The organism is Paenibacillus sp. JCM 9796 (genome assembly GCF_055379675.1).
The window spans coordinates 5,270,677-5,282,861 of sequence record NZ_AP043723.1 but is presented as its reverse complement, the minus strand read 5'-3'; the positions used below and the strand labels follow the sequence as shown (position 1 = coordinate 5,282,861).

Below are 12,185 nucleotides of genomic sequence, written 5' to 3'. Positions count from 1 at the left end.
CCGAATTGTCCGTTTAGAAATGCTCCAACGCTTTCAGCACCCGGGAAGAGTCGGATACACTGCCGAAAACCCCACCCTGCATCGTTACCATTTTGAGAGCCGCCTGATGATTGCCGATATCCGTCGCCCCGGTGCAATCTTCCAAAATCAAACATTCATAACCTCTGTCGTTCGCTTCCCGCATCGTCGTATGCACACATACATCGGTGGTAATGCCAGTTAAAATCAAATGTGTAATGCCTTTGTTTTTCAAAATCAAATCCAGGTCCGTCGCATAAAAACTTCCTTTGCCGGGCTTGTCGATCACCGGTTCCCCTTCCAAAGGCCTTAGTTCTTCAATAATGTTCCAGCCCGGCTCCCCCCGAACAAGAATACGGCCCGCGGGCCCGGGAGAACCGATCTCCGCACCAATCTGTTTACTTCGCCATCTTTTGTTCGCAGGAAGATCGGAAAGATCGGGCTTATGCCCTTCCCGCGTATGAATGACCGTAAAACCTGGAATTTTCCGTACCCTCTCCAACAGCGCTTGAATAGGCTGAATGGCTCTTGCCGTCAAGGAAATGTCATAGCCCATCCGATCCACATACCCCCCTTTTCCACAAAAATCGATTTGCATATCGATGATGACAAGCGCCGTTTTCTCCGGCACAATCTTCCCGTCAAACGGCCAGTTGTACGGGTTCGCTTCCACTTGCATAAAATCACATCCCTTTCTCCCTGCTTAAACGATGATATATAACTTAACAAATGTTTGGGAAAAGGTTGTTAATGTATGATCCCCGTCCCTTATTGTTATATTATATGACGTAAAAAACCTGATTTCATTATCATCATTCAACAATTAATGGGGATTTTTATTGTGTCTTTTTAACAAAAAACGATTAATTATAAATATTGTGTCATTTTTTATTACATTGAAATCGTTTGTAAAATCATATGTGCAAAAAAAATAGACCTTTTTCCGGATATTCCGGAATAGAGTCTACTGCTTGTTTTTAACGCTTTCCTGACTAAAAAAGAGGGACCCTAGTCCCTCTTTCCGGTTAAAGATTGATTCAAAATTTGCATTTTTTCAATTTGATCTTTCGTTTCCTTCGTCCCTAGAGCGTGAATTTTTCGATAGATTTCTTGTAAGGCCATATCGTATCCGACGTTGGCCTGGTCGTAATGATAAGGAATGCCTGCCGCATGCGCTCTCCAAAAAGTGTCTATCTCGAAATCTTCCTCGACTTCAAACAACTCCTGAAGCTGCTTAATTTCTTCGTCGGTTGCCTCGATTTCTAATTCATAGGCGGCATCGCCTTGATTAGACATGATCGACCTGGATTGAACCGATACATAATACTTATTTCTCTCCATGTTAGTCCTCCGCGTTAATAAAAATAATACATCCAAATAGCGGCTCCGATCGCAAGAACAATCGGAAACAGCACATAAGCTATCATCATGGGGTTAGCGATGAAGTAATGCTTGACTGAAGTGGGATTCACTCCTTTATCCATTTCTTTGGTTCGCTGCCTCCGGATCAATACAATGGAAGCGATCAAAGAAATAACGATGATCAAGTAAGCCAAAGAAAGCAAAATTTTCAACATCGCATTATCGGACTCCTTAATTTAAAATTATTGTTATTTATTTTTCGTTAAAGAGATAAAAATTATGATTGACGGTTGACTCCTCAACCGGACTATTATTTGGAAAAAAATAAAAAACCTTGATTTCTCAAGGTTTTGTCACACCATTCCCGTATTAATTCCAAACGTCTTGTGCAATATTAACGACAAGACGTATTTTGTCCCACTGCTCCTCTTCCGTGAGAAGATTGCCTTCTTCCGTTGAAGCAAAACCGCATTGGGGGCTTAAGCAGAGCTGATCCAAGCTTACATACTGGGCAGCTTCATGAATTCTTGCTTTGATACGCTCCGGATTTTCCAGTTCACCGAATTTGGACGTGATTAATCCTAATACAAGTTGGATATCCTTTCTATTTACATGACGTAAAGGTTCAAATCCGCCGGATCGCTCATCATCAAATTCTAAAAACAGTCCGTCTACCTTGAGTTTGCCAAAAATAAATTCGGATACGCGATCATACCCGCCACTGGCCACATAAGTAGATTTAAAATTGCCCCTGCATATGTGCATCGTAATCTTCATATCTTCCGGCTTATTGGCTATCGATTCGTTAATAGCCCTGGTGAACAGCTGTGCTAATTGTTCCGCAGAAAAGCCTCTTGCCGCAATTTGTTCCTGACCTTTCTCGGAGAAAAATACGGACCACGAGGTATCATCCAATTGTAAATAGCGGCAACCGGCATCGTAGAAAGCCTGAATCGCTTTTTGATAAGCTGCGATCAAATCATTAAAAAATTCATCATGATTCGGATAAAACGTCTTCTTCAATATGCCCTCTAAAAAATAACATGTTCGGACTAGGAATTGTAAATTTAGCAACATGATTGCCTGCAATTTGATGAAGGAATTTATAATCCTCGATCATAGGATGGTTATGGAAATCTACTTTACCTGTTACTTTCACTCCGTGAGCTTTGGTTTGAACACCCTGAAATTGAATCCCTTGCTCCGTTTCATAGAGCTCAACACCAACAAGCTGCGATAGAAAATCGATATGCCACCAAGCGCGTCGAAACTCACCGTCCGTCACAGCGGCCAAGCCCGATTTTTTTTGCATGTCAACAAGCCGGACGATTTCTTCATCTTCAATGATACGCAATTGCTCTGCTGTAATTTCCCCATTTTGCTTTTGTAAACGCGCTTGTTTAAGTCGCTCCGGTCTTAAAAAACTACCTACATGATCTGCCCGGAATGGTCCTTTAGCCAGTACTGCCGTCATTTTGCACATCTCCTCTTCTAAAATAGGATGTAGTGAAGCCGGATTCACTCCACATAGGATGATCCAAATGAAAAACCATGCAAAAAAGACGTCTTCACCTCAACAAAAAGAAGGAAAAGATGCCTATGATTGCATGCGAACAAGCAGCGGCCTTCCCGATCCACGTTTATCAAGATCAGTGGCAGTATAGCTGAGACTCCTCCGTTACAGTGGCGGGACCGCGTCGGCTTTGCACCGGACTTCCCTATTAAGCTTTAGCTATGGCTAGAGCACCTTGTTCCCACAGGTTTTCAGTTGTAATTAATTAAGATCTTATCCTATTATCCTGTTTATATCAAGTTAGAATATAGCACAGCGATGCTTTATTACATGACTTATGTGGTTGTTCATCTAGCATGCGCTCGCGGCAGATCAGGGAGCTCATTCACCGAAATAACTTCATCGGTTTTCTTTTGGGGCTTCTGCCAATATTGATCGCTACCTGGCAGATCATCGAACCATGCCGCATCTTCAGGGCAATCCAACACCATGAACTTGCCGTATTCGTTATCCCGCGACTGGTGATATTTCAGATAGGCCTTTCCGTTATCAATAGCCAGAATTTCGATTTTGCCGGAGGTGTGACTCATGGATAGACGCACCCTTTTACCTAAGCCTGAAGTGCGCGCCTTGGCTTCTTCCACGATTCGGTACACTTGCTGCAGCGGCAGAACGAACTCGCGATTGCCGGCCACCGGACGATTGACGAAGAAATAATAGGGGGTTACGCCGGCCCATGACAGCTTATCCAGCAGCTCTGCCAATCGTTCGGGGTTATCGTTGATCCCTCTAAGAATAGGCGTCTGATTGACAACAATAGCGCCGGCTTGATGAAGAGCTTCAAAGCCTTTCTTGGCTTCGGCGGTAATCTCGCGAGGATGATTGATATGCGCCATCACATAAATCCGCTGGTTTACGTTTGAATGACGGCGGATGACTTCCAGCAATCGTTCGTCTTCATAAATCCGCATCGGATTAAAAACAGGTATTTTCGAACCGAGCCGTATAATTTTAACATGGTCGATTTCTCTTAACCGGCTCAGGATACTTTCCAATTTGGCTGTTGCCAGAATCAAGCTATCTCCTCCGGTAAGCAGCACGTTGTTAATTTCCGGATGACTCGCAATGTAGGCTAGACCGGGATCCATATCTTTCGTCGCTTCATGAACGTCATTGCGAAAGAGTCGCTTCCGGAAACAATATCGGCAGTATGCACCGCATACTTCAGAAACCAGCAAGAGAGCCGTAGTCCGATATTTGTGCTGGCAGCCCGGCACTACGTAATTGGTATCCTCATCGGAGGCATCCCAGCGCCCATATTCGGATAACTCCCCTTCATTAGGAATGACCAGCTTTCGGATCGGATCTTCAGGATCGTCCCAATCAATCAGGTTCAAGTAATAGTCGTTCACCCGAAATACAAACTTATCTGTAATCGGTTTAAGCTTCTTTCTTTCATCCTCAGGAATTTCCAGTATCTTATCAATATCCGTTATATATTTCGGCTGTGTCATATTTGCTCCTCCTACTACGAGTTTTTTCAAACCACAGACCTGATCTGTTCCCTCCTTTTCCTGGAATAAACGATTTGTGCTTTCTTTTAACAAGTAAAACAAAAAAGACCCGATCGAGACGAACGATATCGCAGCATGGCGATAACCGATCGTCATTCGAAGGGTCTTCAAACAAACAAACAAAAAGACCCTGATCTCGGGTCAATAGATGCAGGTTAATGCATGTAGAAACTTGACCCATCTCCTGCTGACGAGGTTAGCTGCCGGGCTCGGGAAAGATGGTTCCCTACATCGTTACATGATTCGCCCCAATTACATTGGTTCCCCCGCTTTCCGATTCGAAAACCGGAAATTAAGCGTACGTTTATGATATACAAACATTTTTGATAAGTCAAGGAAATATGTTTATCTGGTTTCCCGATGTAAGGTGTGTCTTTGGAGACGCGGACAATATTTGCGCATTTCCAATCGTCCGGTTTGATTCTTTTTGTTTTTTGTCGTCGTATAGTTACGATCTCCCGTTTCCGTGCAAGCCAATGTTACGATTACCCTCATCCTGTTCACCTCCTCTACAGTTGCCAATTACCTTGATTGCTCGTCCTCAAGCTCAACGAATATTTCCGCGCATCGTTGCATCAGCAAGCAGAAAGAACGGTTGTGTCCGATAAAAAATGAAGAAAGATCGTACCGGTTCCGGCGCGGCTCCCATGTTACAAACAGACGGTGTCTCATCCGTGTCAGGGCCAGCTGTACGAATCGATCCGCTGTCGCCGAGCCGGTGATGGTTATATACGCATAAAGCGAATGATCTTCAGGTTCATCCAATAAACTTACGCCCGCGCAAGAAAATTCCGTCTGGATGCGCGTCCGCTTAAGGAGGGTAAGAGCCATGAGCAGTTCGGCATCTACCGGGGTATTCCCCAAAATAACGGTTTGTTTGGGACGCTTTCTTGGCTTCGCTCGCTGCACCCAACAGGCCAATTCCTGTTCCCGGCGTTGCCATTGTGTCTGGGAGTGATGACTAATGATCGTCTCATCATCGTTTTGCGTGCTCTTCTTCAATGTCACACCCCCCATGTAAACCGCTATAAACCCAGCACGCAGTCAGTTCCCTGACCGGATGTTAGCATTTTTGTCACTACAACTTGGACCGGGGCCGTTCACGACAATAATATTTGTAAATTTTACGATTACTCTACATCATACCTTAACCTTAACGGCCAGTCAACTGCAAAGCTTGAAGTTTTTACCTCGCCGACGAGTTTAGGCTGATTTTTCCAGCTCCATAGATCCTCTCGGTCTTCCGGTAACTTCGCAACGGTTATGCAGGCGGGTCTTCTCCTGCACAACAAAAAGAAGTCTTTCCAAGATCGAAAGACTCCCCGTCAGCAAGGTATTTTAAGATATTGCCTTGCTTGCTCTTTTACATTCGCTACTTTTGCAGGTGTGATAGGTGCCCATGAAGTCGAGACGATGATCCGTTACTTTAAAGCCATATTCTTGTTGAAGTCGATTCTCCAATTCAAGCAGCCAATCGTCTTTGATTTCCTTGAGCGCCCCGCATACCGTGCAAATCAAATGATGGTGCATATGCGTATGTTCTTCGCTGCGGAGGTCGAAGCGGGCAACCCCGTCTCCGAAGTTCATCTTCTCCACGATATGAAGCTCGGCCAGCAGCTCCAACGTCCGGTATACAGTAGCCAGGCCGATATCGGGATATTTGTCTTTCACGAGCATATACACATCCTCGGCGCTCAGATGTTCCTGCTCATTCTCCAATAAAACCCGAACCGTCGCTTCGCGCTGGGGGGTTAATTTATAGTTGCTGCTCCTCAACTGCCGATTGATTTTGTCGAGTTGTTCCAATACCATCATGGATGCACTCTCCTTTAGTCTCGACGCGCGTAAATTTTTTTATTGTCCGCGAAATGAATCTCACTATTTATAATTATTCTAATCTTATCGCAATTCTAAGTAAGAAGCAATGGAATTGATTATTCAATTGTCCGCATGAGGCGGAAGATGACAAACACATCGGTCGAACATCATCGCAGCGAGAGCCCCGATTCAGTCCGCTGCATAATCTACAATAATCCGTTGTTCGGTCATGGTAACTAATAATTGCTGGGATGCTCATCATATGTTATGATTTATTTAATAAAGACCAAGTGCTGCTAACACTTGGCCTCGTACAATTGGCTTGGATGGGATTCCCTTCTGAGCTCTCGAAAGACAAAGACCCACCTTCCGCGTTGCCAAACTTGGGGTGGGTTTTTACTTTCTCTTGTTCTTATTACTGATGTATGTTAAAAGAGCAATAATAAACATGCCAAACAGAAACATGATCGTTATGGGTCACAGAACATTTCGAGTTTTCATAGAATCCTTGGAAATACCGGGTAGTCTCTGCTATGAGAGATTTTCAAGATCGCTTAAGAAAAAAGCTGGTTCAATAAGTATCAAACAACTTTAAGAAGGACATAATCATTTTTGAATGAAATCTTGAATGCCGGTTTTGGTTACCCTATGTTCCTTATTTAATGAAATATTAATTTCAGGAGGGAAAAAAATGAAAATAAAAGCTGCAGTTACTCATAGTATGGGAGAAGAATTTAAAATTGAAGAAGTGGAAATATCCGATCCTAAGGCAAATGAGGTACTAATTAAAGTTTTTGCTTCTGGTGTATGTCATACGGATGCAGTTGCTCGCGATATAGGGTTATCCCCATTTCCAGCCGTATTTGGACATGAGGGTTCCGGGATTGTAGAAAAAGTAGGGGAAGGTGTCAGAACCGTCCAACCAGGAGATCATGTTGTATTATCTTATGCATCTTGCGGGCACTGTGAAAATTGTTTGACAGGCCATCCATCTGTTTGTGTGGACTTTAACGCATTAAACTTTGGCGGCAAAATGGAAGATGGTACACACCGTTTACATCAACATCATCATGAACTTTCTACATTTTTTGGACAGTCTTCATTCGGTACTTATGCCATAGCAAATGAGAGAAACGTAGTAAAAGTGGACAAAGATGTTGATATAGCCTTATTAGGCCCTTTAGGCTGCGGTATTCAAACAGGTAGTGGAACCGTGTTAAACAAACTAAGACCGCCTTTTGGCAGTTCTATTGCTATTTATGGTACGGGTGCGGTAGGTTTGAGTGCTATCATGGCAGCTAAAATAGTTGGATGTAAACATATAATTGCCATTGATATCCATGAAAGCCGCTTGGAGCTTGCTAAAGAATTGGGAGCTACCTATGTAATCAACAGTAAACATGCGGACGTTGTTAAAGAGATCAAGGAAGTTACCAAAGGTGGAACCCACTATGGCATTGACACTACAGGTGTTCCTATTGTGGTGCGTCAAGGTCTGCAAGCACTGCGTCCGCTTGGTCAACTAGCGATTGTAGGGGTCACCCCTGAGATGAATATCAATGTTCATGAAGAAATTATGGCAGAAGGAAAAACAATGGTAGGAGTCATTGAAGGCGACGCTGTACCTCAATTGTTCATTCCTGAATTGGTTGAGTACTACAAAAAAGGAATGTTTCCATTTGATAAATTGGTCAAGTTCTATGATTTCACTCAAATTAATGATGCATTTGAAGATTCAAAAAAAGGGGTAGCTATCAAACCCATATTGAAAATTAGCTGAAGCAGGAACTCAGCTATTACTTGACACCGTCACATAAAAAGACGGTGTTGAACAGGACCGATAGCAGTGACAAGAAGGGGCCGCTCGCGCAGCCCCTTCTTGTCATACCGTCCTACCGGCCGCCGCTGTTGATGCCGCTCGGCGGAGCGGCAGGCAGCTTAGGACCGATCGGCGACTCCAGCACGATCGTCTTCTGAACCGGCTCGCTGCTGCCGCCGTACTTGTTTTCCGCCCTCACGGTAATGACGTTCGAGCCGGACGAGAGCACAATGTCTCGACTGACGCTGCTCTTGCCGGCCAGCTCGCCATTGATATAAATGCCCGGCGAGCGGTCGTAACCATCCGTGGCTTGCGCCTTCAGCGTCACAATGCCTGATGTCGTCCGCTCCGGCAGCTCATCGACTTGAAGCTCCGGAATCGGCTCGATGAAGAACGCCACGACCGGCTTCCAGGCGAGAAGCAGCGTGATCAACGCTGCCGTCCCGACAATCGCCGCAAGCAGCGTCGATTTCTTCCTGCGCAGCGCGAAACGCTGCCACGCGGGAGCCTGCCGCTGCCGGATATCGCGGAACAGCGCGGCAAATGCAGCATTCGGCACGGCCATCAGCCGCTGCCGGACCTGCTTCTGACGCATCGCCCCCTTGTCGTACCGATCGAAATAGCGGTTCAGCGCAGCCCGGTAATGCGGATCGATTCCGCCCCGCGCTCCCGGGAAGCGTTCTTCCGCAGCGCTCCACTCGATGAAATCGTACACCGTCTCTTTGCCGCCTTGTGCCGCCAAGTAATCGAGCAAGGAATCGAAATCGTACGATCCGCGGCTTCCGGACACCCCGTCTCCGCCCTGATAGAAGCCGAAGGCGATGCGTGAAAATACGGAGCGTGACAGGCCGTCGTCCCACGCGCTGCGAAGGAAGGCTTGCGCCCGTTCCAATTCCAGCGGTCCAAGCTTGGCAAGCCAGGCCTCCGCTTGGGCCTCACCGCCGCGTTCCAGGGTCAGCACGCGGTACACCGCCGCCCACAATTCGAGCGTCAGCCGATGGCCCTTCGTCAGGTGAGGCAGAAGCTCAGGAGCCGGCGGGTCCAGCATGAAGCCCAATCGGACCATATCGTCCGCCCCCAGCTCGCTTAGTGGCACCTCTTCCAGCAACCCCAGCTGAATTTCCAGCTTCATCAGCTCTCCGTAATCCACGTAACGCTGCAGGCCTTCCCGTTCGGCCAGTTCGTCGAAGAAGCGGAACAGCGCCGAGGCCGTCTCGGTCTTCCGTGCCGGCGATTCCTTGCCGAGCAGCCGCTTGACGGCTGTCAGCGTCTCGCCGGCGAGGAAAGTCACCGGCAGCGCACCCGCATAGGCCAGCCAGAATGTCAGCACCGTCTGCAAGGCGCGAGCCCCCTCGGCCCGTTCCAGCGCGAACGTTGCGCAGCGCTCGGCCGTTCGCGGAGACAGTCCGCAGAGCTCGCGGAATACGGCCCGGAACGTCTCCGGCCGCTGCTGCACCGGCTCCAACAGCGGAGCGGCAGCGCGAATATCCCCGCCTGCCGCCGCCCGCAGCACGTATAACGCCAGCGCGCGGCAAAGCAGGGCCCGTTCGCCGCGTTCCAAGCAGGCTTCGCAGCCCAGCATCGCTTCGATCTGCGCCCGGTCGGCGATGCGCTTGACGTCGGCAGTCTCCAGGCGCAGCAGCCGGACGAGCAGCTCGCGGAGCCGCGGCTTGCCGCGACCGGCTCCCGGTCCGCTGCTATATACGCCGAGCGCCTTCCACACGCCGACACGGTCGGCGTCGTACAAGGCGTCTTCGCCCTGCTCGATGCCGAACAGCACGGACAGCTCGTCGTACGCCGGCAAGGAAAGCGACTGCACCGCGTCCTGCCCGAGCAGCGCCTCCTCGCAGAACGCGAACAGCTCCTGCAAACGCTCCGGCTCCTTGCGCAGCGTCCATATCGTATCGAGCAGTCTGCGCGCCGTCCCTGCCGACTCGGCCCCCGTCGTCTTCCCGGCCGACAGCTCGAACAGCATGTCCCGTTCGAGCTGCCGGTCTGCTTGGCGCAGCGCCCCTTTCTCCAGAAACGTCACATGAATATGCTGTTTCCCTTCCGGTTCTCCCGCAAAGGTCAACACGCCCAGTCGTCGCCGGAACGCGTAAGGCAGACAATCGAACAGGAGCCTCATCAACTGCCGGGCGTCCGGTTCCGCCTGCGCCGCCTCGGCGTCCAGCACGACGTACACCTTCCGCCGGTTCGTTACGGATACCATCAGCGACGCGAGCAGCTGCTCGAACACCTCTTGCGTGAGGCCGAAACGGGCCAGCAGCCGATCCGTCTCCACCCGCTTCCCCGCTTCCGAATGGCCGTAAACGGCGGATGGATCGTGAATCTCCGGCAAGCTTTTGCCCTGCGCGATATCGTAGGAAGTCGCAAAGCCCCCTAACGCAAACAGGCGTTCGGGATGGCGCAGCCATTCATCCTTCCGTTCGGAAGGCACGACGTATTGATGGGTGAAAAACGCGCTCCGCTGTCCGGTGAAATCGGAGGACGTATAGACCGTTTGCCCGATCACCAGGTCGCCGTTGTCCGCATGATACACGGACAGCGCCGCCGGGTACGCCGCTTCCGATGGCCCGTCCCCCGATTCCGGCAGGTCGCGAGGACCCTTGTAGAAGCAGTACGGATGCAGCGCGTTTTTGATGAAGGCCGGGTCAAGACCGGGCGACACGGCTACCGTATCGAAGCCTTCGTTCGTTCGAAAGACGCCTTCCCGCTCCCGCGTAAAATAATGCTGTTGAATGCTGCGATGCGGATTTGCATTCACGGGGCATCTCTCCTGTCGATATAATCGAGCTGGTTCAACAGCCAGATGAACGGCTCGTCCACCCGTATCGGGCTAATCACGCCATGCACGCGCCGGTTCACCGGGTTCGAACCGAGCGCCGATACGGCAAAGTATGCCGTATTGCGGAAATAAACGTCGACCGCGTCCTTGAACGGCCGGTCCACCTTTTCGAGGAAACGCCGGATTTCGCCGTTAATATTCTCGAATTCCGTACGGTCGAGATAGCCCCGGTGCCTCACATCGCGGAACACGTTGCTGTTCGGCCGGATGTAGTCGCTGTCCTCCTCCTGCAAATACTGCAGCATATCGCTCTTGGTCAGCACGATGGCCGTCGGAATGTCCGTCTTCCCGCTTTGCTGGTGCGAGATGAAGTTTTCGTACAGGGAAATGACGACTTCCCGGGGCTCGTCGTATCGTCCCGCGAACTCCCCTTCCTCCCCGCCGAGGTTCAGGCGGATTTTGTCGCGGATCGTGCGTACCTGCAGCGGGTCCACGAGAAACAAAATACCCGACGAGTTCTGGATATGCGCCGCATAAATGTCCAGGTAGTCGCGCTCGACCATGCCTTCGCCCGCCACATCGAAAAAAACAAGCAGCAGCGGAGGCTTCGATTCGTCCTTGAACACGAATTGAAAAATAAACGGCTCCTGCTGCTCGTTCGGGTTGGTCGACGCTAGCATGCTGCCGCGCTCAAAGATCGGCTCGTGGTAATTGTGCCGGAACTTGCGGGAGATGTCTGCGCTCAGCGGCATGCAGGCTGCCTGAAAGTGCGCCGCTGTCTCCGTTTGCAGCGTATGGATCAGCGACGTCATATAGACCGACTTGCCCACCTGCGACGCGCCTACGATCGAGATGATGTTGCTCGGCACCTGCCCGGCCGTAATCGGCAGCTCGTTGTGGCAGCTCGGACACAGCCGTCGGCGCGTCGTCACGCCGTAACGGTCCGTCACCGCGACCAGCACCTGCCCGGCATAGATCCGGTTTTCCTCCGGAATCAACTCGGGATCGACGATCGCTTCCATGTCGGGCAGGGCGAGCCGGAACTTGCGGCGCCATGCGTTGAGGCGCTCGTCCTCCTGCAGGGCGAACTCGTCATCGTTCTCCTTGACGTGCGCAGCGCGGAACACCACATCCGACGGCTCGCATTTGGCAAAGCAGTACGGACACACGATGCTGTAATACGGCGGCCGTTCCTTCACGGGCGCTTTCTTATCGAATATGCTCTTGAAAAAGTCCAGCATGCACGTTCCTCCTTAACTCCTTCTCCCCGGTTTGCTTACACGCAAAGCCTGC

The 12,185-nt window shown here is 49.7% G+C and carries 11 protein-coding genes, 1 pseudogene and 2 riboswitches; of the genes and pseudogenes, 1 reads left to right on the top strand and 11 read right to left on the bottom strand.

What is annotated here, in order from left to right:
• Positions 1-13: 13 nt before the first annotated feature.
• From biuH to ACZ439_RS25385, 9 genes and pseudogenes are all read right to left on the bottom strand, one after another.
• On the bottom strand, positions 14-697 hold the full coding sequence (biuH, locus tag ACZ439_RS25425) for a biuret amidohydrolase (protein WP_464620347.1): 684 nt from the start codon (positions 695-697) through the stop codon (positions 14-16).
• 329 nt (positions 698-1,026) lie between these two features.
• The gene (locus tag ACZ439_RS25420; RefSeq protein WP_127604293.1) at positions 1,027-1,359 is read right to left on the bottom strand and encodes a hypothetical protein; all 333 of its coding nucleotides are present in this window, start codon (positions 1,357-1,359) and stop codon (positions 1,027-1,029) included.
• A gap of 14 nt (positions 1,360-1,373) precedes the next feature.
• Positions 1,374-1,595 carry a hypothetical protein gene (locus ACZ439_RS25415; protein ID WP_054796705.1) on the bottom strand — a complete coding sequence of 74 codons (222 nt, stop codon included), beginning with the start codon at positions 1,593-1,595 and terminating at the stop codon, positions 1,374-1,376.
• Positions 1,596-1,749: 154 nt separating this feature from the next.
• Positions 1,750-2,854, bottom strand: a pseudogene (locus ACZ439_RS25410) (5-methyltetrahydropteroyltriglutamate--homocysteine S-methyltransferase).
• Positions 2,855-2,949: 95 nt separating this feature from the next.
• Positions 2,950-3,146: riboswitch (cobalamin riboswitch) on the bottom strand.
• Positions 3,147-3,240: 94 nt separating this feature from the next.
• Positions 3,241-4,407 carry a KamA family radical SAM protein gene (locus ACZ439_RS25405; protein ID WP_054799501.1) on the bottom strand — a complete coding sequence of 389 codons (1,167 nt, stop codon included), beginning with the start codon at positions 4,405-4,407 and terminating at the stop codon, positions 3,241-3,243.
• Positions 4,408-4,636: 229 nt separating this feature from the next.
• A riboswitch (cyclic di-AMP (ydaO/yuaA leader) is annotated at positions 4,637-4,776 on the bottom strand.
• Positions 4,777-4,812: 36 nt separating this feature from the next.
• Positions 4,813-4,962, bottom strand: a complete 150-nt coding sequence (gene rpmG, locus ACZ439_RS25400) for a 50S ribosomal protein L33 (RefSeq protein WP_127604297.1) — start codon at positions 4,960-4,962, stop codon at positions 4,813-4,815.
• A 27-nt stretch (positions 4,963-4,989) separates the two neighbouring features.
• The gene (locus ACZ439_RS25395) at positions 4,990-5,469 is read right to left on the bottom strand and encodes a hypothetical protein (RefSeq protein WP_464620346.1); all 480 of its coding nucleotides are present in this window, start codon (positions 5,467-5,469) and stop codon (positions 4,990-4,992) included.
• Positions 5,470-5,805: 336 nt separating this feature from the next.
• Positions 5,806-6,282 (bottom strand): ferric iron uptake transcriptional regulator, encoded by a 477-nt coding sequence (gene fur, locus ACZ439_RS25390; RefSeq protein ID WP_054796706.1) that lies wholly within the window; start codon positions 6,280-6,282, stop codon positions 5,806-5,808.
• A gap of 399 nt (positions 6,283-6,681) precedes the next feature.
• A complete protein-coding gene (locus ACZ439_RS25385) occupies positions 6,682-6,735 on the bottom strand; it encodes a putative holin-like toxin (RefSeq protein WP_464621167.1) in 54 nt (17 codons plus the stop codon).
• A gap of 241 nt (positions 6,736-6,976) precedes the next feature.
• Here ACZ439_RS25385 and ACZ439_RS25380 point away from each other — a divergent pair, with 241 nt between their 5' ends.
• On the top strand, positions 6,977-8,065 hold the full coding sequence (locus tag ACZ439_RS25380) for an NAD(P)-dependent alcohol dehydrogenase (RefSeq protein WP_464620345.1): 1,089 nt from the start codon (positions 6,977-6,979) through the stop codon (positions 8,063-8,065).
• Between the two features lie 112 nt (positions 8,066-8,177).
• Here ACZ439_RS25380 and ACZ439_RS25375 read toward each other — a convergent pair whose 3' ends face one another.
• Both ACZ439_RS25375 and ACZ439_RS25370 read right to left on the bottom strand, forming a co-directional pair.
• On the bottom strand, positions 8,178-10,871 hold the full coding sequence (locus ACZ439_RS25375; protein ID WP_464620344.1) for a GAP1-N2 domain-containing protein: 2,694 nt from the start codon (positions 10,869-10,871) through the stop codon (positions 8,178-8,180).
• Complete coding sequence (locus ACZ439_RS25370) at positions 10,868-12,133, bottom strand: TRAFAC clade GTPase domain-containing protein (protein ID WP_127604306.1); 1,266 nt, start codon at positions 12,131-12,133, stop codon at positions 10,868-10,870. The genes ACZ439_RS25375 and ACZ439_RS25370 overlap by 4 nt, the downstream gene beginning before the upstream one ends.
• Positions 12,134-12,185 lie beyond the last annotated feature (52 nt).